Annotated in this window: 20 protein-coding genes; 13 read left to right on the forward strand and 7 right to left on the reverse strand. The window is 66.2% G+C overall.

Going from position 1 to position 22,699, the window contains the following annotated elements; all coding sequences use genetic code 11:
- Window positions 1–88 precede the first annotated feature (88 nt).
- The 8 genes from J8I33_RS03815 (at window position 89) to J8I33_RS03845 (ending at window position 10,329) form a co-directional block, all read left to right on the forward strand.
- Window positions 89–706 (forward strand): glutathione S-transferase family protein, encoded by a 618-nt coding sequence (locus J8I33_RS03815; RefSeq protein WP_050014353.1) that lies wholly within the window; start codon window positions 89–91, stop codon window positions 704–706.
- A gap of 14 nt (window positions 707–720) precedes the next feature.
- Complete coding sequence (gene vgrG / locus J8I33_RS03820; RefSeq protein WP_245171498.1) at window positions 721–3,144, forward strand: type VI secretion system Vgr family protein; 2,424 nt, start codon at window positions 721–723, stop codon at window positions 3,142–3,144.
- A gap of 51 nt (window positions 3,145–3,195) precedes the next feature.
- Window positions 3,196–3,654 carry a hypothetical protein gene (locus J8I33_RS34395; RefSeq protein WP_245171435.1) on the forward strand — a complete coding sequence of 153 codons (459 nt, stop codon included), beginning with the start codon at window positions 3,196–3,198 and terminating at the stop codon, window positions 3,652–3,654.
- A 121-nt stretch (window positions 3,655–3,775) separates the two neighbouring features.
- Entirely contained in the window at window positions 3,776–8,596 is a 4,821-nt protein-coding gene (locus J8I33_RS03825) for an RHS repeat-associated core domain-containing protein (RefSeq protein ID WP_348636000.1), read from the forward strand.
- Window positions 8,596–8,931, forward strand: coding sequence for a hypothetical protein (locus J8I33_RS03830; protein ID WP_209924595.1), 336 nt, complete (start codon window positions 8,596–8,598; stop codon window positions 8,929–8,931). The genes J8I33_RS03825 and J8I33_RS03830 overlap by 1 nt, the downstream gene beginning before the upstream one ends.
- Before the next feature lie 117 nt (window positions 8,932–9,048).
- Window positions 9,049–9,327, forward strand: coding sequence for a hypothetical protein (locus J8I33_RS03835; protein WP_209924596.1), 279 nt, complete (start codon window positions 9,049–9,051; stop codon window positions 9,325–9,327).
- A gap of 181 nt (window positions 9,328–9,508) precedes the next feature.
- Entirely contained in the window at window positions 9,509–10,027 is a 519-nt protein-coding gene (locus J8I33_RS34400) for an RHS repeat-associated core domain-containing protein (RefSeq protein WP_245171501.1), read from the forward strand.
- The gene (locus J8I33_RS03845) at window positions 10,024–10,329 is read left to right on the forward strand and encodes a hypothetical protein (RefSeq protein WP_176016465.1); all 306 of its coding nucleotides are present in this window, start codon (window positions 10,024–10,026) and stop codon (window positions 10,327–10,329) included. Before J8I33_RS34400 ends, J8I33_RS03845 begins: the two co-directional genes overlap by 4 nt.
- Before the next feature lie 40 nt (window positions 10,330–10,369).
- Here J8I33_RS03845 and J8I33_RS03850 read toward each other — a convergent pair whose 3' ends face one another.
- Complete coding sequence (locus tag J8I33_RS03850) at window positions 10,370–10,627, reverse strand: SymE family type I addiction module toxin (protein WP_176016466.1); 258 nt, start codon at window positions 10,625–10,627, stop codon at window positions 10,370–10,372.
- Window positions 10,628–10,710: 83 nt separating this feature from the next.
- A complete protein-coding gene (locus tag J8I33_RS03855) occupies window positions 10,711–10,914 on the reverse strand; it encodes a hypothetical protein (protein ID WP_209924597.1) in 204 nt (67 codons plus the stop codon).
- Window positions 10,915–10,937: 23 nt separating this feature from the next.
- Between J8I33_RS03855 and J8I33_RS03860 the strand changes: the two genes are divergently transcribed.
- The gene (locus J8I33_RS03860) at window positions 10,938–11,492 is read left to right on the forward strand and encodes a tyrosine-type recombinase/integrase (RefSeq protein ID WP_209924598.1); all 555 of its coding nucleotides are present in this window, start codon (window positions 10,938–10,940) and stop codon (window positions 11,490–11,492) included.
- 77 nt (window positions 11,493–11,569) lie between these two features.
- On the opposite strand, the gene J8I33_RS03865 is transcribed toward J8I33_RS03860, so the two are convergent.
- The 5 genes from J8I33_RS03865 to J8I33_RS03885 all read right to left on the reverse strand — a co-directional run bounded on the left by J8I33_RS03865 (window position 11,570) and on the right by J8I33_RS03885 (window position 16,651).
- Window positions 11,570–12,292 (reverse strand): HAD-IA family hydrolase, encoded by a 723-nt coding sequence (locus J8I33_RS03865; RefSeq protein ID WP_209924599.1) that lies wholly within the window; start codon window positions 12,290–12,292, stop codon window positions 11,570–11,572.
- Between the two features lie 23 nt (window positions 12,293–12,315).
- Complete coding sequence (locus J8I33_RS03870) at window positions 12,316–13,287, reverse strand: ornithine cyclodeaminase family protein (RefSeq protein WP_124594236.1); 972 nt, start codon at window positions 13,285–13,287, stop codon at window positions 12,316–12,318.
- Between the two features lie 103 nt (window positions 13,288–13,390).
- Window positions 13,391–14,521, reverse strand: a complete 1,131-nt coding sequence (locus J8I33_RS03875) for a DSD1 family PLP-dependent enzyme (RefSeq protein ID WP_050014357.1) — start codon at window positions 14,519–14,521, stop codon at window positions 13,391–13,393.
- Window positions 14,522–14,650: 129 nt separating this feature from the next.
- Window positions 14,651–15,610, reverse strand: a complete 960-nt coding sequence (locus tag J8I33_RS03880; protein WP_089489024.1) for a LysR substrate-binding domain-containing protein — start codon at window positions 15,608–15,610, stop codon at window positions 14,651–14,653.
- Window positions 15,611–15,736: 126 nt separating this feature from the next.
- Window positions 15,737–16,651: an NAD(P)/FAD-dependent oxidoreductase gene (locus J8I33_RS03885; RefSeq protein ID WP_050014359.1), complete on the reverse strand. Its 915-nt coding sequence runs from the start codon at window positions 16,649–16,651 to the stop codon at window positions 15,737–15,739.
- Between the two features lie 140 nt (window positions 16,652–16,791).
- On the opposite strand from J8I33_RS03885, the gene J8I33_RS03890 reads away from it, so the two are divergent.
- The 4 genes from J8I33_RS03890 to J8I33_RS03905 all read left to right on the forward strand — a co-directional run bounded on the left by J8I33_RS03890 (window position 16,792) and on the right by J8I33_RS03905 (window position 22,680).
- Window positions 16,792–17,232, forward strand: coding sequence for an Rrf2 family transcriptional regulator (locus tag J8I33_RS03890; RefSeq protein ID WP_209924601.1), 441 nt, complete (start codon window positions 16,792–16,794; stop codon window positions 17,230–17,232).
- 251 nt (window positions 17,233–17,483) lie between these two features.
- Window positions 17,484–18,074, forward strand: a complete 591-nt coding sequence (locus tag J8I33_RS03895) for a DUF2760 domain-containing protein (RefSeq protein ID WP_209933217.1) — start codon at window positions 17,484–17,486, stop codon at window positions 18,072–18,074.
- Window positions 18,071–19,912, forward strand: coding sequence for an Hsp70 family protein (locus tag J8I33_RS03900; protein ID WP_209933218.1), 1,842 nt, complete (start codon window positions 18,071–18,073; stop codon window positions 19,910–19,912). Before J8I33_RS03895 ends, J8I33_RS03900 begins: the two co-directional genes overlap by 4 nt.
- 5 nt (window positions 19,913–19,917) lie before the next feature.
- The gene (locus J8I33_RS03905; protein WP_209924604.1) at window positions 19,918–22,680 is read left to right on the forward strand and encodes an Hsp70 family protein; all 2,763 of its coding nucleotides are present in this window, start codon (window positions 19,918–19,920) and stop codon (window positions 22,678–22,680) included.
- The last annotated feature ends 19 nt before the right edge of the window (window positions 22,681–22,699 follow it).

A 22,699-nucleotide genomic window follows, 5' to 3' on the forward strand; every position in this document is an offset into this window, starting at 1 on the left:
GTGATGCCGCGCGACGCGCGTCGCTTCGTTCGATCCGTCGTGCCCGGCATGCAGACATTTTCCCGACATTCATGGATGGAGACTGGCGATGAAGCTTTACGGATTTGCCGGCACGCGCTCGCAGCGCGCGCTGTGGGGGCTGAAGGAACTGGATGCGGATTTCGAATTCGTGTCGGTCAACCTGCTCGAGGGCGAGCACAAGCGGCCCGAATTCCTGCGCCTCAATCCGGCCGGCAAGGTGCCCGTGCTGGTGGACGGCGACCTCGTGATTCCCGAATCGGCCGCGATCGTGCTGTATCTCGCGGACAAGTACCCGGAGAAGGCGCTGCTGCCCGTCGATCCGGCGCTGCGGGCGCAGGCCTATCGGTGGGTCATGTTCGCGGTGACGGAGCTCGAGCAGCCGCTGTGGCGGATCACGCGGCACACGTTCCTCTATCCGCCGGAGAAGCGCTCGCCGGCCGATATCGAACTGGCGCGCGAGGATTTCGCGACGATGGCCGCGATTCTCGACACGCATCTCGAGGGGCGCGAATTCATCGTCGGCGATACGCTGACGGTGGCCGATTGCGTGACGGCGTACCTGATCGACTGGGCAAGCGAATGCCATTTGATCGAACCGTTCCCGCAACTGCGCGCGTATCTGGAACGGCTGTATGCGCGGCCGAAGGCGCCGCAGCGGATCGCGGAGGCGAGGAAGGCGGCGTGAAATGGTGGTCGGTCATGTCGATTGGCGTGATCGGCCACGAACATTGTTGCAGACCGTTGCAATTCGCTGGACGAGAACCCGGCCATCCTTTATCCCTTCTGCTTCCGAGAAAAACGCGGTTGCTGAGAGGGAAGCATGGCCGAGAACGAGATACGCAACGCTCAGTCGCGCAGTGGATAACCGGTCGTCAGTCGTATTTCCTCGAGGTGCCCAGCGCACCCGTGGCGCCGGATCTGTCGATCATGTCGTTCGTGCTCGACGAGCGACTCGGCGAGCCCTATCGGATCGAGGTGACGCTGACCAGCCCGGTTTCGCTCGCACGCGCCGATTACCTCAATCGCCCCGCGATCTTTACGATCGAGCCGCCCGGCACGAACGTCGCGACGGACGCGATACGTCGATTCGCCGGCTGCATCACCGCGTTCGGTCAGATCCGCAAGACGCGCGATTTCGTATCGTACAGGATCGTCGTCGAGCCGTTCGTCGCCCGTTTGCGCCTCGTGGAGGCGACCCGCATTTATCAGCAACAGTCCGTGCCCGAAATCGTCGAATCGATCCTCAGGCGGCACGAATTCCGCGCGCACCAGTTTTCGTTCAAGCTGCGGCGCGCGTATCCGCGTCTTGCGTTTCGCATGCAGTACCGGATGTCCGACTGGGATTACATTCGCCTGCTGATGGAACAAACCGGATTATTCTGTTTTTTCCGCGCGGGACAGCATGGCGACGAACTGCATTTCGGCGATGATGTCGATGCCTATTCGTATCGTCCGCAAGTCGTCATTCCGTACCGCGAAGCAAGCGGCCTGGAAAGTGGTCACGAGGCCGTGCTTTCGCTCGAATCGTTAAGCGAAACGATTCCTCGTTCGATCAAGGTCGCCGATTACAACCCCGAGAAGGCTGACGACCGATTCAACGCCGAGGCGACCATCGCGCGCGAAGATCCGACGACTTGGGGGGCGAGCTACGTCTATGGCACTCACCATGCCGACGGCGACGAAGCGCGGCGTGAAGCGCAATTGCGCCGCGAGGCGGCGCTTGCATGGCAGGTCACGTATTCGGGCAAGAGTTCGGTCGTCGACTTCGCGCCGGGGCTTGTCGCGAAGCTCGACGAGCAACCGGCCGACGCGCCGCACGGGATCGTCATCGTGTCGGTGCGCCATGCGGGCGGCCGGGATGCGTCGTATATCAACACGTTCGATGCGATTCCGTGCGGCCGGCCGTTTCGGCTGAAACTCGACGAGCGCCGCTGGCCTGCGATTGCCGGCACGTTGTCGGCACGGGTCACGACACCGGGCGCTTCGCCGTATGCGCACCTGACGAGCGACGGCTATTACACCGTGCGCTTCGATTTCGACTTCGACACATGGCCGGCCGGCGGTGAGTGCGTGCCGCTGCGCCTCGCCAAGCCCTTCGCAGGCAGCCATCAGACGGGATTTCACTTTCCGTTGCTGGCCGATACCGAAGTCGCGGTCGCATTTGCCGGCGGCAACCCGAACCGGCCGTATATCGCGCATGCGCACCATTACAGTCAGGCCGTCGATCTGGTCACGAGCCGGGATGGCTTCAACACGCGCAACGTGATTCGCACGCGAGCGAACAACAAGCTTCGCTTCGAGGATCGGAAGGGGCGCGAAAGCATCAAGCTGTCGACGGATTACGGTGGAAAGACGCAGGTCAACCTCGGGCATTTCGTCGACAGCCGGCAGCAGACGCGCGGTGAAGGGTTCGAGGTCCGGACCGACGAGCGCGGCGTGCTGCGCGCCGGCAAGGGACTGTTCCTGTCGGCCGACGCGCAGTCGAGTGCGGGCGGGCACGCTTTCCACATGGCGGTCGCGCGGCGGCAACTCGACGCGGCGCGATCCCGCATGCGCAGTCTGGGCGATGCGGTCGAGAAGGCGCGAGCGACGATGGCGGCCTGCGAAGCGCAGCAGGCGTTGCTCGAAGCGCAGGTTCGTGATCTCGAAGCTGCCGTGCTGCTCGCATCCGCACCGCACGGGGTCGCCGTGACCAGCGGAGAACACATGCAATTGGCGGCTGACGGACATCTTTTCACGACGACGGGCGGCAACGCCGATGCGGCGATCGGCGGCAACTATACGGTTGCAGCGGGCAATGCGGTGTCGCTGTATGCGAATGCGCACGGAATGAAGCTGTACGCGGGCGCGGGCAAGGTCGACGTTCAGGCGCAAGCGGATGCGCTCGAACTGACGGCGCTGAAGGGTGTGACGATCGCGAGCACGTCGGATGCGGTGACGCTGAATGCGCAGAAGGCGCTGGTGCTGATGTGCGGCGGCGCCTATATCAAGCTCGAAGGCGGGACAGTGGAGATCGGCAGTGCGGGCGAGATCCGATTGCGGGGGCCGGTGAGTGCCGGGCCGTCCGCGACCCGTCGGCAGGCGTTGCCGCTGATGCCGGCACAGGAACAAACCGGCATGTAACTCTGGCATGCGTATCCGAATGGCGAGCCGGTCAGGAACGCAAAGTATCGCGTGACGTTCCCGGACGGTTCGTGGCGCGAGGGCAGGCTCGATGCCGACGGCCGGGGCACGGTGGCGGATATGCCGCGCGGCGGTGGCTCGGTCCAGTATTTCGAGGAAGACCACGATCTTCAGGACACCACGCGCAAGTGGGGCGATCCGCAAGGGACGCCACCATTTTCGCCGGCGAGCGGGGATGCCGGCCACACGGTGCCGAGTCTCGTCGGGGCGTCGATGACGGCCGCGATTCCCATAGCGGAGTCGGCCGGGCAAGCGCTCGGGGCGGCCGCGCTCGTCAGGGAAGCCGCATCGGGCGGGGCGGCGAACGTCGCGAACGGCGATGCCGCTGCGCTTGCCCGGGCCTCGCTCGACGCTGTCGGCAAGCCAGTCGCGAATTCCACAAGCAATCACGCGGCGGCTTCGATGCCCGGCGCCGCCCCCGGTCTCGTCAAAACCACCGTATCGCGCTGATCGCGCGCGGTGTTCGCTTCCTATTCGAAACAGATAACAACTTATGGCCGGAACCACCGCACCCTCGACCCCGCAGCGCCCGATACCCAACGCGATTCTTCAGAATGCCGAAGCACGGCGCGTGATCGTCAGTCCGGTGCCCGCACCGGACACCTCGCCGAAGCTGATCGCGACCGACGCCGAATCGGTCGGTAACCCCGGCCTCGAGATCTTCGTGCAGTGCCTGTACATGGTGCCGTTCGTCGGCAATGCGATGTCGCTGTACGACGTCGGTGTCGACATCTATCGGATCTGCAGCGAGCCGGGCGGCACGAAGAAGGTAGTCAACTGGGGCATTCTCGCGATCGATGCGATCGGCGTGGTGCCGGCCGCTGGCAATGCGACGCGGCCAGCGCGCGCGATCGTCAAGGAAGTGTTGCTCGCATTTGCAAAGGGTGCGGGCGCGGCGATGCTCGTCGACCTGTTCTGGGCGACGGCCGGCGGCGACGTGCTCGCATTCATGGCCGAGCTCGATACGCACCTCGACGCGTGGAAGAAAGACATCGTCGCGGGCGTGCGCGAAGCGTCGCGCACGGTGCGCCGCTTCGTGCTCGATCCTGTTTCGGCGGCCGAGCAGATGGGGCGCATCAAGAAGAACCCGGGCTTCCTGTCGTGGGTGCCGTCGACGGAGGAGATCGTGCTCATCGGCATCGACCAACTGCTCAGGATGTCGGGCCAGCGCGATGCGATCGTCGCCTGGCTCGACGCGTTCGACCGCGAAACGGGGCCGATGCTTGACCGCGCGTTCGGCAGCGTGGACGACGCGGGCGGCTTGCTGTTCATGGCCGCGCAGATCACCGCGGAGATCAAGGCGCGCAAGGCGCGCGGGATGCCGTCGCACGTCGCGCAGGTCGCGCCGGGCACGATGCGCGCGCCGCACCGCAAGCCCGGCGAGCACCGCGATTCGACGCAGAAAGGCGCGACGCCCAGCCCGCTGCCGCCGAAGGACGGGTGCGGCTGCCCGAAGACGGCGAGCCCGAAGCCCGTCAATTATGCAATGGGCGACGAGCACCTCGCGCAGACCGACTTCGTGCTCGACGGTGCCGTGCCGATCGTGTGGACGCGACGCTATCGGTCGAGCCTGGCGGCCTACGATGCGAGCCCGCTGGGTGCGCGCTGGAGCAGTGCGTATCACCTGTCGCTGGAGGAGCGGGACGGTACGCTGACGTTCTTCGATCCGGACAGCCGCGCGGTGCCGTTGCCGCCGGTGGGATTCGGGGAGTCGGTCGAGGTGCCGGCCGAGCCGTTCACGATTGCACGCCCGGATGGCCGCCGTATCCATTTGACCTATCCGGACGGCAGTCGAGAGGAATACGAACTGGGCGGCCGCGTTGCGCCGGCCCGTTACCGCCTCGTTTCCCGCCTCAACCGCGACGGCCTTGGCCTGGGCTTCACGTACAACGCCGCCGGCGAACTGGTGACGATCAGCGATGGTGCGGCGAACGCGATCCGCATCGAGTACGTCGACGGCCGCGTCTCGGCGATCTACCGTGCAGGCGTGCCGGGCCTCGCCAACGAAGCCGTCGCGCGCTACACGTACAGCGCCGACGGCGACCTGAGCGGCCACGTCGACATGCTCGGCTTCCGGCGTACGTACACGTACGAGCAACACCTGCTCACGCGTTATACGGATTTCAACGGACACCCCGCGAACCTCGCATGGGACTGGCCGGGCCGACGCGAAGGCGTGCCCGCGCCGGCCGACGCACGATGCGTGCGGACGTGGTACGGCAACGACGGCCAGCATGTCCAGGACGACATGCACTTCGAGTACCACCGCGAACACTGGTACACAAAGGTGACCGATGCGGACGGTCATGCGACGATTCACCGCTACGATTTCCACAACCGGATCGTGCTGGTCGAGCATCCTGACGGCTCGACCGAATCGTACGAATGGGACGACCAGCACCGTCTGGTCGGCATGCGCAACGCGCTGGGTCACACGCAGCGTTTCGAGTACGACGCGCACGGCCGGCTGACGGCCGAGATCGACGCACTCGGCAATGTCACGCGTACCGAATACGACGCGCGCGGTTTGCCGGTCCAGGTCACCGGGCCGGATGGCCGTGTCACCCAAACGGCCTACGACGCGCTTGGCCGGCCGGTCTCCGTAACGGACGCGGCAGGCCGCACGACCCGCTACGTGTGGGGCGTACGCAGCGAATTGCTGTCGCTGACCGATCCGAAGGGCGGCGTAAAACGCTTCCGTTATGACCGCGGTGGACGGCTCGCGGAGGCGGCCGACTGCTCCGGCCACACGACATGCTACGGCTACGACGAGCGCGGTCATCCGTCGCGGATCACCGATGCCGCGGGCCACGACACGCTTTATCGCTGCGACGCGCGAGGGCAGGTCGTCAGCGTCGTGCATCCGGACGGCGCCGAGGAACGCTTCACGTGGGACGGAGAAGGCAACCTGCGCACGTATCGCGACGGCGCGGGCCACGTCACCGAGTACACGTTCAATGCACGCGGGCAGCCGACCTGGCGCAAGGACGCCGCAGGCCGGGAACTGGCATACGGATACGACCGGCAATGGCGGCTCGACACGCTGACCAACGAGAACCGGGACCAGACGCGGTTCGGCTACGACCGGCTGGGGCGCATCGTCGAGCAGACGGACTTCGACGGCAGCACGACCCGCTACCAATGGGACGATGCCGGGCAACTGATCGGTTCGCAGGCCGGGGACGTCGAGACGACCTACACGCGCGACCCGCTTGGCCGGCTGACGCGGCGGGAGACGAAGGGGGCGGGCGGCCGGGGCCGGGTGACCGAACTCTTCCATTACGACGCCCGCGGCCGGCTGACGACCGCGCAGGGATATCACAGCCGTGTGCACCTGCACTACGACGATGCCGATAACCTGATCGCCGAAGAGCAGACGATCTACCCGGACACCGACGGGTCCTACACGACGGTGACGCGTCACGAATACGACGTGCTCGGCAACCGGATGCGCACGCAATTGCCGAACACGCGCACGATCGACTGGCTGCGCTACGGTTCGGGCCATTTGCACGGCGTGCTGCTGGACGGCCGGCCGCTGGTGGACTTCGAGCGCGACAAACTGCATCGTGAGATCGTGCGCCGGTATCGCAGCTTCGAGCAGGTTCGGGAATACGATCCGGCAGGTCGATTGCAGCGCATGGTCGTGCGGCGTGACGGGAGTGCGCGGCTGGCGGACTGGATGGCCGCACGCCGGTTGCAGTACGACGCGGCCGGTCACCTGACGCGTATCGAGGATCGCACGCGCGGCGTGACGGAGTATGCGTACGACCCGACCGGGCGTCTGCTGAAGGCGACGACACGGGACTTGAAGGAGGTGTTCGCATTCGATCCGGCGGGCAACCCGGTGGATCCGGACAGCATCCCGCCGCGCCCGAGCGACGAAACGATCGAGTCGGCCACGGCGCGGATGCAGCGGCAAATGGCGCAGGATCGTGCGTGGTGGGACGCCCATCCGGGCGAACGGTTGCCCGACGAACAACTCGCGCGGCGCTTGCGGATTGCCGACGAGGTCGACGCGCTGACCGGTTGGGAGCGGTCATTGCCGAAGTGCATCGGCAACGTGCTGAAGGAACTGAACCGCACGCGCTACGAGCACGACGCGCACGGCAATCTGGTGCGCAAGACGGAGCCGGGTGGCGTGACGTGGCTGTACGAATACGACGCGGCGAACCGGCTCACGCAGGCCGAACGCTATGCGAGGCGGCCGGCGGCGAACGAGATCGACCGGATCGAGCGGACGCAACACGGCATGACGTCGATCCCGGGCACGGTGCGGCCGGAACTGCGCGTGCACTTTGCCTATGATGCGTTCGGCCGACGGCAGTTGAAAGACGTGACGAGCAGGGACGGCCGCATCGATCGGACGGTGTTCACGTGGGACGGCGACGTGCTGCTGATGGAGGAGCGGTTCCATCTCGCACCGCTCGAGCCGGGGGAACGCGGCGAGCGGGTGAGGGATCGCTCGACGCCGGTGGTACGGGAGGATCCGGCCGATCCGTACTCTGTGCCGGTGGCGCAGCGGGTCCATACGTTCATTGAGCGGCACCGGTGGCAGGGGGCGTCGCTATACCTGCACGAACCGGGGACGTTCGTGCCGCTGGCGCGGCTGGACGAGACGCTGGTGGAGGCGGCGTTCGTGGCGACGGGCACGGATGGAAGGTTCGTGCAGGTGCCGGCGAAGACGCGGCATGCGACGCTGTTCTACCAGAACGACCACCTGGGGACACCGCAGGAATTGTTGGACGAGTCGGGAAAGGTGGTGTGGCTGGGGCGGTATCGGGCGTGGGGCGGCGAGAAGACGGTGTGGGGGGAGGTGCCGGAGCGCAACGAGGTGGGGAACGCGGTTCGGTTCCAGGGGCAGTATCGGGATGAAGAGACGGGGCTGCATTACAACCGGTATCGGTACTATGATCCGAGTAGCGGACGGTTCATATCGAAAGACCCGATCGGACTCAACGGCGGACTGAATGCGTTCCAGTACGCGCCGAACCCGATAAGCTGGATCGATCCGCTTGGGCTCTCTGACTTCGAGCCGAAAGTTCTAACAAGCGGAACCGTTTTCAGAAATGCGTCTGGAACACCTGATAGTCTGACTCCAAGACTGGGGAAAGACACGACTCGCATTGACGGGAAAGAGCCGGGTCTATCGGCGGCGACGTCAGAGGCCGGACTGGATAGCGGAAAATACGTTGCGTTAGACGTGCAAAAGCTTTGCTCGTGTGGTTTACAAGCGACGCATGACAAGCCAAACGGTCACGTAACAATTAGACCCATAAACGATTCCGCCGATTCCAAGTTGACTGATTGGGCTAAATCCAGAGGGAATGGATCAACACACCCTCTGACGGAAGGTATATTGGGATCGGTCACTGGAAGGGGGAAGAAGTGATGCCAAGCGATATTTGTGCTTATTTGGCGAGGTACGTTAAGGCAGTGGAGGCCGAAGTTGGTGAGAGAGTGATGCTCGAATCATCAAGTTCTGGCTTCTATCAAAACGTGCTAGGCGGCACGGCGTATGTGAGTTTCTATCCAAGTGAGATAGATTTAACACTTGATCTAAATGGTGTGGAGGGGATGTACGAGCTGACTGCCGACTTAACACATCAGGATGGGAGAGTTGTTGTTGGAGATATTTTTAAATTAAGTGGTAATGCTGAGTTCTTAAAGGAAAATCTCGGCGGAATTTTTAATGATTTAGTGAGATTGATTTCGGGTCGCCTGTAAGAGAATGAACATGTGTCGGTGGTCCTCGTCCGCCTGAGGTTGCTCCTGAGTTCGTGAAATTAATTCAATGGGGCGGCGGTGCTCTGGAGAAGGTTGGAATAAAGTGAGGGGTGAAGTGTGCGGAAAATAAAAATCACGTATCCTGGCTGGTATGACGAGCTTGCAGAATTTGAACATGAAGAAAAAGGATTTTTGGAAGGCGTTCTCGTAACCTCTGAGGAGGGTGATATCACGCTGAATTTTTACGATGCAGTTAGATTCGCTCAAGATGCAACCGATGGCGTTCGTGACGACGGATTTTTCTATATGCCTAACATCGTGGTTGTCGAGAGCGTTTCCCGAAGGAATATTGAGGCGGCGGCACAAAGAATCGTTGATGGCGGGGTAGCGGTATGAGTACGATCTGGTTCGACGTTTGCGCCCCACACCCTTGCGGAAATTCCTCACAGCCCCACTGCTGCAGGAGTGTCGCCAAACGAACAGGGTTGCGATGCGACTATGACGAGGGTTACTTTTGCACCAAAGCCGTAGTTCGTCGCTATTTTGCAATCAGCAGGAGCGTGACGTATAGACGGGGCTGCATTACAACCGGTATCGGTACTATGATCCGAGTAGCGGACGGTTCACCTCCAAGGATCCGATCGGGCTTGCAGGCGGGATCAACGTCTACCAATACGCGCCGAATCCCATCACGTGGATCGATCCGCTTGGGCTGACTGGTAAGCCTCTTCCTGGGACCACGAAGGTCAATCGGATTGGGGGTAACTCGATTGATAACCTCCGCTTGAAAGAGCCAGAAAAGAAGCTCAATCCTCCTGGGATATCCGTCCTACATGGTTGTTGTCCCTGCGCTGCAGCTCAACAGATGAGGGATGCTTTTCCGAAGGCTACGGGTTTGCAGAAGGCAACAGAAACTGTTGCATCGGGTACGGCAGATGCGATCCGAGGAGCCGGGTTCGATGTTATTGAGGACCGGACTAATAAATTTCCAAATCATGCTCGAATCATTCATCCTGGTGGCGCAGACGGCTTCAGCGATGAGAACCTCAAGGGGTTGTCCGAAGCACTTGGGAAAACCACAGGGTGCCCACGATGATGAAGTTCTATTTGAACGATTGCAGTGGAGATTTAGCAGGAGAGGTCACGGTGACTTCTGCCGATGGGATACTCATGCTCGGAAACTTTGCCCCTGGTCCGCATTTCTGCTCGTATGAACAACTCTTCATGGAATTTGAGCAAGCTGCAAACAATCAGCTCTTTGTAGAGATAGATCGGTTGGAGCGAGAAATCACCGAACTTGGCTTTTATTTGGTTGGTCCACTTCCGCAAGAGAACCGACTTGAAATTGACGATTTGCAAATCATGGGAAGCGATGTGAGCTTTCGAGTGAGGCGTTAAGCACCAAGGGCCGCAGTTGCGGCCCTTGTAGTTAGTGTGGTTAGCCGCAATCGGGGGTGATTTGCGCGGCGGTAATGGTGAGCTTGCCGTGTTCGACGTGAACGCGGAGCTTCTGGCCGGCGTGGAAGCCTGCATCGTGGATCAACCAGCGGCCGGCGATCTTGAGCCAGAGGTGCAGCGGCTCGCAGCTCTCATCATAGATGGCCCTCATCCCGTAACGACCGATGTCGCGCTTGCGCTGCATGGTGATGAAACGTTCCGTGACGGGTGGACGTGCTTCAAGATTGGCGTCAGCCATGATCAACTCCTGGCGTGAGTTGGTGGTGGTCAGCGGGCCGTATGGGTTGGCGCCCATGCGGCCGGCGCTCTTTTACAGCGGTGTTACCTCGCCATGAGCTTCGACATCTGCGAGCGTTTGACAAGGCTGTCCCTCAGGACGATCAGCGCTTGCTGATCCTCGTCCGAAAGCAAATTCATCTGTTCGTACAGTGCATGCAGCCGCGGGTTATGAATACGCGGCTCGATGGGCGGCTCGAGTCCGACGAGGGAGTCCACGCTGGTTTGCAGCACTTGCGCGATGCGCACGACCGCATCGAGTTGCGGCAGCGATGGCGGGCTTGCGGACGTGGGGCATCGATTACGCACGACGTCTGGTGCTGGTTCGCGAGGGCAAGGGATGGCGGGACCGGATGGTGCCGATCGGCAAGCGCGCGTTGCAGTGGCTGGACGTGTACATGCGCGAGGCACGCGAGGAACTGACGACAGGCGGTCACCAAGCGTTATGGGTGACGGACTTCGGTGAACCGCTGGATGCGTCGTACCTGGCGCACATTGTGAAGCGGCTGATGGCGTCGGCGGGGATCAAGAAGGTCGGGTCGTGCCACCTGCTGCGTCACGCGATGGCCACGCACATGCTGGATAACGGAGCGGATACGCGGTTCATCCAGGCAATGTTAGGGCACGTGTCGCTGTCGACGACGCAGATTTATACGATGGTGTCGTTGGAGAAGCTGAAGCACATCCATGCGGCGACGCATCCGGCGCGCGGAGATGGACGGATGCGGGAGCCGGAGTATGTGGATGACAAGGCGGCGCAGGGGTTGAAAGCGGGCTCCTTGTTAGCGGCCATCGACGCGGAGTCGGAAGCGGATGCGCAGGAGTAAAGGCCAGCGCCCCTGCGGGGCGAAGGATATGATCTGCGAACGATCCGATTGAATGTATCCAACCGTCGTACAGACGTCTACGACACGTCGTCCGGCCCGCCGAGCACGCGACAAAGCATCGACAGGTCGCGCAGCCTGAGATGCGGCGCCGCGGCGTACCCCGGCGCGTATTCTCCTGCAGAAACCGGCTCGCGTACGACCCACGCCGCCTGCAGCCCCGCATTCAACGCGCCGACGACATCGAGGTGGAAGTCGTCACCCACATGCAGCAATTCGCCCGGCCGTACGTCGAGCGCGTCCGCCGCCGCATGGAAGATCTCGGGTTCCGGCTTCGCGAAGCCGAACTCACGCGCACTGAGCGTCGTGCGAAAGAATTCGCCGCCGCCGGTTAGCCGGAGATCCGCATTGCCGTTGGTGACCGCGATCAACGGAAAGCGCTCGCTCAACCACGCGAGCGCCGGCAGCGCGTCTTCGTAGAATTCGACGCGGTTGCGTGCCGCGTAGAACACGTCGTACGCACGATCGGTCAGCGAGACATCTTCGTTCGCGCGTTCCAGCGCCAGCCGGATCGACCCGATTCGCATCGCGCGAAAGTCACCGGCGAGCTCCGGGCGCAAACGTTCGTATTCCTCACGCAACGCACCGAGCGCCTGTTGCGTCGGCAGCACGCGCTCGGTATTCGGCGCGTGCTCGATCAACCATGCGCGAAGCGTCGCCTCGGCCCGTACGACGGACGGCCCGAACGGCCACAGGGTGTCGTCGAGGTCGAACGAGAGCGCGGAAACTTGGGCGAGACGCATGGCGGTCGAAAGCGGGAAGTCGTTTACCAGGGCCACGGAACGGCGGTTCCGGTGCCGTTGTCGAGCGCGTGTCGATAGAGGAAGCGCGCGACGGTCAGGTCCTGCAGCGCAAGCCCCGTCATGTCGAAGACGGTGATCTCGTGCGCGGCACGATCGACCGATGCCGCACCCGCGAGGATGTCACCGATTTCCGTGCGCGGCAAATCCGGCGCCCACTGGCACTCGCCGATGGTGCGCGCCTGATCGTGATCGTCGACGACGATGCGCGCGCGTTCCAGCACGCCGGCCGGCAGTTCGCGCTTGCCCGCGGTATCGGCGCCCACGCAGGTCAGGTGGGTGCCCGGCTGAACCGCATCCGCGTCGAACAACGCGCCGCCGCCGGGCGTGGCCGTGATCACCACGTCGCTATGGGCGACCGCATCGTTCCGGTCGCGCGCCACGCCGATCGTGCACCGTTCGACGAAGTGCGCTTCGAACGCCGGATCCGGCTCGCCGTTGACGGTCACGTACTGCACCGTGCATCGCTGCGGCAGCAGCGCGAGCGCGTAGTCGAGCTGCACGCGCGCCTGCACGCCGGTGCCGAACACGCAGAGCCGCGTGCTGTCGCGACGCGCGAGCTGTTGGAGCCCGAGGCCGCCCGCGGCGCCGGTTCGCGCGGTGGTGATCGCGTTGCCGTCCATGATGCACAGCGGCCGGCCGGTCGCCGGATCGAACAACGCGACGGTGGCCTGATGCGGCTCGCCGCCGCGCGCCCGATTGCCGGGCCAGAACCCGGCCGCCTTGAAGCCGAGCAAGTCCTGATCGGCGACGTCGCCCGACTTGATGCCGAACACGCCGCCTGTGTGCAGTTTCTCGCGCACGACCGGAAATACGCGTCCGGCCCTTTGACTGTGCAGCACGAAGGCTTCGCGGACGGCCGCCATCACTTGCCCGGCTTGCAGGGCGGGCTCGACGGCATCGCGGTCGAGGAGAAGGAGGCGGGCGTCGGTCGGCATGGTCGGGGGTGCCTGGTCGGCACGAGGCGAATTCAGGGTATTTAAAGTTTGTCCAGATTTGGACGAATAGTCAATGCACGGATGACGCGGCGGGGACGGATGCTCACCACCCGTAGAAGCGCGGCCACGTCTGCGCGGCGCCGTCGTCGCCGACGGCCTGGTATTCGGGATGCTGCGCGCCGGTCGCGCACGCATGATTCGGCAGGATGCGCAGCCGCGTGCCGATTGGAAACCGCTGCGCGATGCCCGTATCCGGCGTACCGGTTCGCGACACGATCCCGTGTTCCTGGTTGGCGCCGCTCAGCAGGTAGCCGCCGAGCACGTCGCCCGCTTCGGTGCAGACCTGCCCGTAGCCGAAATCGTGCGCCTGGCGCTGCGTGCCGCGGTCGCGGCTCATCGCCATCCAGCCCGCGTCGACGATCGCCCAGCCTTTCTCTTCCTGATGGCCGATGACGGTGGTCAACACTGACAGCGCGATGTCGGACGGCTCGCACACGCCGATGTTGTGCATCACGAGGTCGAACATCACGTACACGCCGGCGCGCACTTCGGTCACGCCGTCGAGCCGTTCCGCCGCCAGCGCGGTGGGCGTCGACCCGATGCTCACGACCGGGCACGGCAACCCGGCGGCCCGCAGGCGCTCCGCGGCCCGCACGGTGCGGCTGCGTTCCTGCTCGGCGATCGCGACGAGTGCTGCGTGCGTGTCGTATTCGTAGCTGGAGCCCGCGTGAGCCATCACGCCGCCGAGCAGCATGCCGCCGTCGGTCAGCGCGCGGCCGACATCGATCAGCAAATCGGCGTCGGGCGGGATGCCCGAGCGGTGGCCGTCGACGTCGACCTCGATCCATACGTCGAAACGTTCGCCGTGCTCGCGCCCGAACGCGGCGATCGCATGGGCGGCCGGCAGGCTGTCGGCGACGATCTTCAGGTCGCAGCCTTGCCGACGCAGCGCAAGCGCCTGGCCGAGCTTCGCGGGCACCATGCCGACCGCGTAGACGATGTCGCGGATGCCGTCCGCGAAGAACTGCTCGGCTTCCTTGAGCGTCGATACCGTGATGCCCTGCGCGCCCGCCGCGATCTGCGCGTCGACGACGTGCCGGCATTTGGTGGTCTTGACGTGCGGCCGGAACCGCACGCCGAGTGCGTCCAGATGCGTCTGCATGCGCGCGATGTTGCGCTGCATGCGGCCGACGTCGATCAAGGCGGCCGGGGTGTTGAGGGTGTGAAGGTCCACGATGCGTCCGATTGCGGGGTTGCCGATGCGGACACTGTAGGGCAGTCGGCTCACGGCGTGTTTAATGCGGAACTAATCTGCCATTAAGGGAAGTTTAATTGGCCGACTCTCGCGGAGCGCGGCCCCGGCTCACGCTTTGCCGCGCCACGGCGGCGGATCGAGAAACTGCCGCGCGGCGTCGAGAAACACCCGCTGCCGCGCGGAGCGGCCGGTCCGCGACGGCAACAGCGCCGTCACCGGCGCGGGCGGCAGGCTCCAGCCGGGCAGCAGCCGCACGAGCTTGCCGTTCGCGAGCAACTGCGCGACGTCCCACTCCGAGCGTTCGACGATGCCGAGCCCGGCCAGCGCCCATTCGGTGATGACGGTGCCGTCGTTGGACGACAGCGCGCCGGTCACGCGGATGACGGTCGCCCGCCGCGATTCGCCCTTGACGCCGCGGCCGGGCGAGAAGCGCCAGCGCGGGATGTCTTCGTCGTTCTCGCGCAGGCACAGGCAGTCGTAGCGCGTCAGGTCGGATGGATGGTTCAGGTCTTTGAGGCGGCGCGCATACGCGGGGCTCGCGCACAGGAAGCGCTCGTTGGGCGCGAGCGGATAGCCGATCCACGAAGACGACTTGAGGCCGCCGACGTGGACGACCACGTCGGCGCCCGATGCGCTGGTCAACGGGCTTTCCGACAGATGGAGCGAGATTTCGAGCTTCGGATGCGCGCGCTGCACGTCGCGCACGATCCGCGCGACGTACTTGCGGCCGAAGCCGAGCGGGGCGACGACGCGCAGCGTGCCCTGCACGTCGCCGTGGTCGCCCGCGATGCTGACTGGCAGCGCCTCCACGCGCTCGAGAATGCCGACGGCTTCCTGGTACAGCCGCTGCCCTTCGTCGGTCAACGCAATCCCTTTCGGCTGCCGCACGGCGAGCCTCGCGTTCAGGCGCGCCTCCATCCGTTGCAGCCGAATCGTGACCGCGGGCGGCGTGAGGTCGAGCAGCCGGGCCGCCGCGGCCAGCGAGCGCGACGTGCCGATCGCGCGGACGAGTCGAAGGTCGTCGAGGTCGAGCATTTCATGACTCTTAATGCATAGGGTATCGAGCATTAAACCGCAGATCGCGCGGCGAAGCCATCGACGTGGCGCGGGGTGGCTGCGGTGAGGATGGCCGGAAGGCGCCCGCTTCCTTCGCCTGATACATCGACGACCGTGACGCCCCCGCTGTCCACCCGCCTACGCGTCCAGCCCGAAAATCAGCGATCGATGTACGCCCACGCCGGCCGCCACGCCCGATGCCGATGCGAACGTCGCATTGGTCATCAGGCTCGACGCATCGCCGGCCGCATACACGCCTGCGACGCTCGTCCGCTTCCACGCATCGACGCGAATCGCGGTGCCGAGCGGCCCTTCGTCGAACGCGCAGCCGAGCTGCTGCGCGAGGTCGCTCGCCATGTCGGTGCGCGCGCCGACGAACAACGCGTCGATCGGCACGACCTGCCCGTCGGCGAGCCGCAGCGCGTCGATACGCGGCGCATCGCCGACGATCTCGACGACCGGCGAGCGTTCGATGCGCACGCCGCGCGCGGCGAGCAACGCGGCTTCCTCCTCGTTCGCTTCGACCACGCGCTGCGTGAACCACGTCGTCGGGCCCCAGTCCGGAATCAGGATCGCCTGATGGACCGACAGCGGATGCGTGGCGAGCACGCCGAGCCGCTGGCCGCTCACTTCGTATCCATGACAGTACGGACAATGCAGCACGCTGATGCCCCAGCGTTCGGCGAGCCCCGGCAGCGCGGGCAGTTCGTCGCGGATGCCGGTCGCGAGAATCAGCCGGTCGGCGCTCGCGCGGCTGCCGTCGGCGAGCGTCACGTGAAAGCGTTCATCCGCGTCGCGTTCGGCCGCACGTACTTCGCCGTCGATGCGCTGCACGGTCGGATACGCGGCAAGCTGCGCGCTCGCTTCGGCGACGATCCGCGCGGGCGGCTTGCCGTCCTGCCCGAAGAAGCCGTGCGCATGCTCGGCAAAGCGGTTGCGCGGCCGGCCGGCGTCGATCACGAGCACGCGGCGGCGTGCGCGCGCCAGTTGCATCGCGGCCGACAGCCCGGCAAAGCTGCCGCCGATCACGATCACTTCATGATGGGTATCCATGCATCCACTCCTTTCTGAATCTGCGTGACGGATAGACGTGCTTCGCTGGCGGCCAACTCATGAAACACGAGAAGTTGCATGATAGGGCGATGGTATCATTCATGCAACTTCAGAAGTTTCGAGAGAGGGGAGTCCCGCCCGTGAGAACCGACAGCCGTTTGTCGCGCGTGCTGCATGCGCTGATCCACATGGACCAGGCCGACGGCCCGCTGACGTCGGAGACGATCGCGACGATGCTGGGCACGAATCCGGTCGTCGTGCGGCGCCTGCTCGGCGGGTTGCGCGATTGCGGCTACGTGCAGTCGGAGAAGGGGCACGGCGGCGGCTGGGCGCTGAGCGTCGCGCTCGACGACATCACGCTGCTCGACGTCTATCGCGCGGTGGGCGAGCCGCCGCTGTTTTCCGACCTGGTGTCCGAGGACGCGCCCGAATGCCTGGTCGAACAAGCGGTCAACGCGCATCTGTCGGCGGCGCTGAAGGAGGCTGAAGCGTCGCTGCTCGCGCGCTTCGGCGAAGTCACGCTCGGCATGCTGTCGCGCGATTTCGAAGCGAAGGCGGCGCGGCTGCGCAAGCCGCGCTGACGCAGCGCAGCACGGCCGCCGTACGCGCGTCACGCACGCGCAGGCGCGGCCGAAACCGCCGCGCCGCCATGTTCTGTCCCCCGACTTCTGCCCGGTTCGCCCGCCACAGGGCAAAATACGGGTTTTCCGCACCCGCGAGGGCGCGTTCGAATCACGCGCCCGGCGGCGGCAGTGCGCATGCCGCACGCCGCCGCCGGGCGCCCAGGCAAGAAACGCTCGCCCTGCCGCGAGCCCACAGGAGTCCAGACCCCATGCCCGAATCCAACCTGTCCTTTTTCGGCCGGCTGTCGCTGGCCGTCGGCACGTTCTTCTCCGTGCTCGGCAACCGCGAATTCGCGGCCGGCGTGCTGCGCGTGCGCGAGGGCGCCCCGGCGCCGGTCCCGGTCGCGCCGACGCCGGCCCCCGCTGCCGCGCCCGTCGCACCCGCGCCGGTGAAGGCGCCGGCCCCCGAGCTGCGCGAAGCGAGCCCGCAGGCCGCGCTGCAACTGCTCGGCCTGCTGCAGCGCGATGCGCGCTTCATCGATTTCGTCGAGGAAGACATCGCCGGCTATGCGGACGCCGACATCGGCGCGGCCGCACGCCTCGTGCACGACGGCTGTCGCGCGGCGCTGCGCGAGCACTTCACGATCGTGCCCGTGCGCGACGAAGCGGAAGGCAGCCGCGTGACGCTGCCGGCCGGCTTCGACGCGACGGCCGTGCGCGTGACCGGCAACGTGGTCGGCTCCGCGCCGTTCACGGGCACCGTCAGCCATCGCGGCTGGCGTGTTTCCGACGTGCGCCTGCCGAAGCTGACGGGCAGCCACGACGCATCGGTGATCGCACCGGCGGAGGTGGAACTGTGAGCGATCCGCGCTATTCGATCGGTATCGACCTCGGGACGACCCACTGCGCGCTGTCGTACGTCGACAGCAGCACGAGCGACGGCGAAAAGATCGTGCAGCAGGTGCTGCCGATCGCGCAGCTGACCGCACCGGGCGCGCTGGAATCGCGCGACCTGCTGCCGTCGTTCCTCTACCTGCCGCATGAAAGCGAACTGACGCAGGGCGACCTGACGCTGCCGTGGACGGCCTCGCGCGCGTTCGCGGTCGGCGAGATGGCGCGCACGCGCGGCGCCGGCACGCCGATCCGCCTCGTGTCGAGCGCGAAGAGCTGGCTGTGCCATCCTGGCGTCGATCGCCGCGCGGCGATCCTGCCGAGCGATGCGCCGCCGGAAGTGGCGCGCGTGTCGCCGCTGGAAAGCTCGATCCGCTATCTCACGCACCTGCGCGAAGCGTGGGACCACGCGCATCCCGACGCGCCGTTCGCCGACCAGGACGTGACGGTCACGATCCCCGCGTCGTTCGATCCGGCCGCGCGCGAACTGACGGCGGAAGCCGCGCGCGCCGCCGGCTACTCGCGGATGACGCTGCTCGAAGAGCCGCAAGCGGCGCTCTACAGCTGGATCCAGAAAAGCGAAGGTGGCTGGCGCAAGCAGGTGCAGGTCGGCGACCTGATCCTGTGCGTCGACGTCGGCGGCGGCACGACCGATCTGTCGCTGATCGCGGTGGTCGAGCGCGACGGCAATCTCGAACTGCATCGCGTGGCCGTCGGCGAGCACATCCTGCTCGGCGGCGACAACATGGATCTCGCGCTCGCGCACGTGGTCGCACGCAAGCTCGCGCAGCAGGGCACGCAGGCCGATCCGTGGCAACTGCGCGCGCTGACCTACGCGTGCCGCGCGGCCAAGGAAACGCTGCTGTCCGATCCGACCACCGACGCGGTGCCGCTCGTCGTGCCGAGCCGCGGCTCGAAGCTGATCGGCGGCTCGATCCGCACCGAGCTCACGCGCGCGGAACTGACGCAGACGATCCTCGAAGGTTTCTTCCCGCAGGTCGATGCGGCCGCGCGCCCGGTGAGCCGCGCGCGTGTCGGCCTGACGCAGCTCGGCCTGCCGTATGCGCAGGACGCCGGCATCACCCGCCATCTCGCGGCGTTCCTCGGCCGCCAGGTCGCGGCGCTCGACACGCTCGAAGGCGTGCAGCGCACGCTGCCGCAAGGCGCGACGTTCCTGCATCCGACCGCCGTGCTGTTCAACGGCGGCGTGTTCAAGTCGACGCTGCTCACGCAGCGCGTGCTCGATACGCTCAACGGCTGGCTCGCCGCCGAAGGCGCGCCGCCCGCGCGCCTGCTCGAAGGCGCCGATCTCGATCTCGCGGTCGCGCGCGGCGCGGCGTACTACGGCTACGTGAAGCGCGGCCGGGGCGTGCGCATTCGCGGCGGCACGGCGCGTGCGTACTACGTCGCGATCGAATCGGCGATGCCCGCGGTGCCGGGGCTCGAGCCGCCGGTGCAGGCGCTGTGCGTCGCGCCGTTCGGGATGGAGGAAGGCTCGGACGCGGCACTGCCGCCGCAGGAATTCGGTCTCGTCGTCGGCGAACCGGTGCAGTTCCGCTTCTTCGGTTCGTCGGTGCGCCGCCAGGATCAGGTCGGCACGCTGCTCGACTACTGGTCGGCGGAAGAGCTGCAGGAGCTGGAGGAAATCCAGGCGACGCTGCCCGCCGAAGGGCGTACGGTCGGCGAAGTCGTGCCGGTGAAGCTGCATGCGCGCGTGACCGAAGCCGGCACGCTCGAACTCGAGGCGATCCCGAGCGGCACGAACGAGCGCTGGAAGGTCGAGTTCGACGTGCGCGGCGCCGCCTGAGCGCGATGAAGCGTTATACGGTCGGCATCGACCTCGGCACGAGCAATACGGTCGTCGCGTACGTCGAGGCCGGTTCCGACGCGATCCGCGTGTTCGACGTCGAGCAGCTGGTCGGCCCGGGCGCGGTGGCCGCGCAGCCGCTGCTGCCGTCGGTGCGTTATCACCCGGCGGCGGGCGAGCTGCCGCCGGACGCGCTGCGGCTGCCGTGGGCGGCCAATTCGAAGGCTGATCCGAAGGCCAGCGCGAATGCGGCCGATGCGCCGCCGGCCGTGATCGGCCGCTACGCGCGCACGCTCGGCGCGCAGGTGCCGGGCCGGCTCGTGTCGAGCGCGAAGAGCTGGCTGTCGCACGCCGCGGTCGACCGGCTCGCGGCGATCCTGCCGTGGGGCGCGGCCGATGGCGTCGACAAGGTGTCGCCGGTCGATGCGAGCGCGAGCTATCTCGCGCATGTGCGCGACGCGTGGAACGCGCGTTTTCCCGATGAGCCGCTCGCGCAGCAGGACGTGATCCTGACGGTGCCCGCGTCGTTCGACGACGGCGCGCGTGCGTTGACCGTCGAGGCCGCGCGGCGCGCGAAGCTGCCGGCGCTGCGCTTGCTCGAAGAACCGCAGGCCGCGTTCTACGACTGGCTGTACGGCCAGCGCGACACGTTGCGCGAGACGTTCGCCGCGCCGCGGCGCGTGCTGATCTGCGACGTCGGCGGCGGCACGACCGACCTCACGCTCGTCGACGTCGCGCCGGGCGACGACGGCCAACCCACCTTCACGCGCGTCGGCGTCGGCAATCATCTGATGCTTGGCGGCGACAACATGGACCTCGCGCTCGCGCGCCTGGTCGAGTCGCGGCTGACCGAGCCCGGTACGCGGCTGTCGGCCGCGAGCCTGTCGCAACTCGTCGAGCGCTGCCGCGCGGCGAAGGAGCGGCTGCTCGGTGACGACGCGCCGGCGTCCGTCACCGTCACGCTGCTCGGCGCGGGCAGCAAGCTCGTCGGCGGTGCGCGTTCGGCGGAGCTGACGCGGCAGGAAGTCGAGCAGATCGTCGTCGACGGGTTCTTTCCGCAGGTCGAGGCCGGCGAATTGCCGCGCCGTGCGCGCGCGGCGATCGTCGAATTCGGCTTGCCGTATGCGAGCGACGCGGCCGTCACGCGCCACGTCGCCGCGTTCCTGAACCGTCATGCGGAAGGCCCGCTGCCGGACACGCTGCTGCTCAACGGCGGCGTGTTCCGCGCGGGCGCGCTTGCCGGCCGTCTCGCGCAGACGCTCGGTGCGTGGCGCGGCGCACCGCTCGACGTGCTGCACAACGCGCATCCCGATGTGGCCGTCGCGCGCGGCGCGGTGGCCTACGGGCTTGCGCGCGCCGGGCATGCGCCGCGCATCGGCGGCGGCTCCGCGCGCAGCTATTTCCTCGTGCTCGACGACGGCGAAGGCGACGCAGCCGCCCGCGGCGTCTGCCTGCTGCCGCGCGGCGCGGAAGAGGGCCGCGAGATCCGCCTCGACGATCGCACGTTCGCGCTGCAGCTCGGGCAGCCGGTGCGTTTCCACCTCGTGTCGACGGTGGCCGACACGAAGTATCAACCCGGCGATCTCGTCGATCTCGACGGCGGCGATTTCGTGCGGCTGCCGCCGATCGCGACGGTCGTCGATGCGAAGGCGGGCGGCGACGCGCGCGAAACGCCGGTGAAGCTCACCGCGTCGCTGACCGAGGTCGGCACGCTCGAAATGCATTGCATCGCGACGGGCGACGCGGCGCGCCGCTGGCGGCTCGAATTCCAGTTGCGCGGCGATGCGCCGGTGCAAGGCGACGATGCGGCGCTCGCGCGGCATCCGCGGCTCGACCAGGCGCTCGAGCTGATCGAGCGTTCGTTCGGCAGCAAGGCCGCGGGCGTCACGCCGAAGGACACGCGTCGGTTGCGCGCGCAACTCGAACAGGTGCTCGGCGCGCGCGAAGACTGGGATGTCACGCTCGCGCGCGAACTGTTCGACGCATTGCTCGCGCGGGTGCGGCGGCGGCGGCGCTCGGCCGATCACGAGCGCGCGTGGCTGAATCTCGCCGGGTATTGCCTGCGTCCGGGTTTCGGCCATCCGCTCGACGCATGGCGCATCGAGCAGCTGTGGCCGCTGTTCGACGACGGCATTCAGTATGTGACCGATGCACAGGTGTGGTCCGAGTGGTGGACGCTGTGGCGGCGCGTGGCCGGCGGCCTCGACGACGATGCGCAGACGCAGGTGCGCGACGCGATCGCGTTCCTCGAGCCGTCCGACGACAAGCGGCGCAAGTTGCCGTTCGATCCGGCTAAGGTCGGGCCGGCCGACATGACGCGATTGTCCGCGTCGCTCGAACGGCTGCCCGTCGCGCGCAAGGTCGAGCTGGCCGAGCGCCTGATCGCGCAATTGCAGAAGCCGGCCGATCGCGCGTTGTGCGCGTGGGCGCTCGGGCGGATCGGTGCAAGGCGGCCGTTCTATGGCAGCGCGCATAGCGTCGTGCCGGCGGAAATCGTCAACGGCTGGCTCGATGCGCTGTTCGCGCTCGACTGGAAGCAGGTCGAACCGGCTGCGTTCGCGGCCGCACAGATCGCGCGGATGACGGGCGACCGCTCGCGCGATTTGCCGGACGACACGCGCGAGGCCGTCATCAAGCGCCTGTCGGCCGCCAACGTGTCGGCGGCGTGGATCGACATGGTCCGTGAAGCGATCGCGTTCGACGAAGCCGATACGGTGCGCGTGTTCGGCGAAACGCTGCCGGCCGGATTGAAGCTGCTGGGTGATTGAGAGCAGTACGGGGTGCTTC

The organism is Burkholderia sp. AcTa6-5 (genome assembly GCF_017815075.1).
Lineage (GTDB): Bacteria > Pseudomonadota > Gammaproteobacteria > Burkholderiales > Burkholderiaceae > Burkholderia > Burkholderia sola.

Bases quoted from the DNA above. Each gene is read 5' to 3' on its own strand.
- J8I33_RS03815 (WP_050014353.1), top strand. From the start codon at position 89: ATGAAGCTTTACGGATTTGCCGGCACGCGCTCGCAGCGCGCGCTGTGG.
- J8I33_RS03845 (WP_176016465.1), top strand. From the start codon at position 10,024: ATGATGAAGTTCTATTTGAACGATTGCAGTGGAGATTTAGCAGGAGAG.
- J8I33_RS03850 (WP_176016466.1), bottom strand. From the start codon at position 10,627: ATGGCTGACGCCAATCTTGAAGCACGTCCACCCGTCACGGAACGTTTC.
- J8I33_RS03885 (WP_050014359.1), bottom strand. From the start codon at position 16,651: ATGGATACCCATCATGAAGTGATCGTGATCGGCGGCAGCTTTGCCGGG.
- vgrG (WP_245171498.1), top strand. From the start codon at position 721: ATGTCGATTGGCGTGATCGGCCACGAACATTGTTGCAGACCGTTGCAA.
- J8I33_RS03895 (WP_209933217.1), top strand. From the start codon at position 17,484: ATGCCCGAATCCAACCTGTCCTTTTTCGGCCGGCTGTCGCTGGCCGTC.
- J8I33_RS03905 (WP_209924604.1), top strand. From the start codon at position 19,918: ATGAAGCGTTATACGGTCGGCATCGACCTCGGCACGAGCAATACGGTC.
- J8I33_RS03860 (WP_209924598.1), top strand. From the start codon at position 10,938: ATGGCGGGCTTGCGGACGTGGGGCATCGATTACGCACGACGTCTGGTG.
- J8I33_RS03830 (WP_209924595.1), top strand. From the start codon at position 8,596: ATGCCAAGCGATATTTGTGCTTATTTGGCGAGGTACGTTAAGGCAGTG.
- J8I33_RS03865 (WP_209924599.1), bottom strand. From the start codon at position 12,292: ATGCGTCTCGCCCAAGTTTCCGCGCTCTCGTTCGACCTCGACGACACC.
- J8I33_RS03880 (WP_089489024.1), bottom strand. From the start codon at position 15,610: ATGCTCGATACCCTATGCATTAAGAGTCATGAAATGCTCGACCTCGAC.
- J8I33_RS03870 (WP_124594236.1), bottom strand. From the start codon at position 13,287: ATGCCGACCGACGCCCGCCTCCTTCTCCTCGACCGCGATGCCGTCGAG.